This is a genomic window from Candidatus Propionivibrio aalborgensis, assembly GCF_900089945.1.
Lineage (GTDB): Bacteria > Pseudomonadota > Gammaproteobacteria > Burkholderiales > Rhodocyclaceae > Propionivibrio > Propionivibrio aalborgensis.
The window spans coordinates 1-761 of the sequence record NZ_FLQY01000346.1; the positions used below are offsets into that span (position 1 = coordinate 1).

General features: G+C 59.4%; 2 protein-coding genes. One reads left to right on the plus strand and one right to left on the minus strand.

What is annotated here, in order from left to right; all coding sequences use genetic code 11:
* The coding region (locus PROAA_RS14290; protein WP_186411979.1) for a hypothetical protein at positions 1–211 on the minus strand (211 nt) is incomplete at its 3' end.
* Between the two features lie 331 nt (positions 212–542).
* On the opposite strand from PROAA_RS14290, the gene PROAA_RS14295 reads away from it, so the two are divergent.
* The coding region (locus PROAA_RS14295; protein WP_186411980.1) for a hypothetical protein at positions 543–761 on the plus strand (219 nt) is incomplete at its 3' end.

The following is a 761-nucleotide window of genomic DNA, read 5'->3' on the forward strand; positions in this document are numbered from 1 at the left end:
GTGCGGCCTCAGCGGCGGTCAGCTTGATACCACTGGCGTCGACCTCATCGAAGCTCGCCGGACCCCCATCCTCGGCTTCGGACTGTGCGTGCGCAGAAAACGCTGGCAAGGACAGACACAAGGCCAGAAGACTCAGCACCACTGCGCGCCCAACGCAACCGGGAACACCGGGACGCACATCACTGAAAGATAACGATGCGGGCAGCTTCATGTCCGTCTCCAATCAAGGGCAATCGGTCAAGATTCGGCGTGCCGGGATTGAGGACTAGCGACGGCACGCTCGGGAGTATCTGCGGACCGGATGGCCTCCGTCAATTGACCATGCTAATTCTTTTGGGCGGCAATAATTGCCGGATAGTCGTCGGTGATTGAGCTTCCCGAAGCTGTCCATTTTCAGGCCGTGTTCCGCTACCCCAGCTCCCAGCCCATCGTCGAGTTCTCCAGCCTGGGCATGCGAGCGCTGGCCTGCATATTGCTTCTACTTCAGCAAACGGCATCCGGATCACCGGTTTGCCGATCTGAATCTTGCCGCAGGAGTCGCCATGTCACCCTTAGCCATCGCCAGCACCTTGTTCGGGCTCTTTCAATCGAGCGGATCCGGTAGCACCGCCCAATCGAACCAAACGGGCTCGGGACGACATAACGCTGCGGAGAGCGGCGATTTTTCGTCGTCGCTGGCCTTGCGCATGGCCGGGGCCAAATCGCAATCCATTAATATCTTGCTCGGCTCGGCACTCGGCGGAAACAAGGCGTCTTCAGGT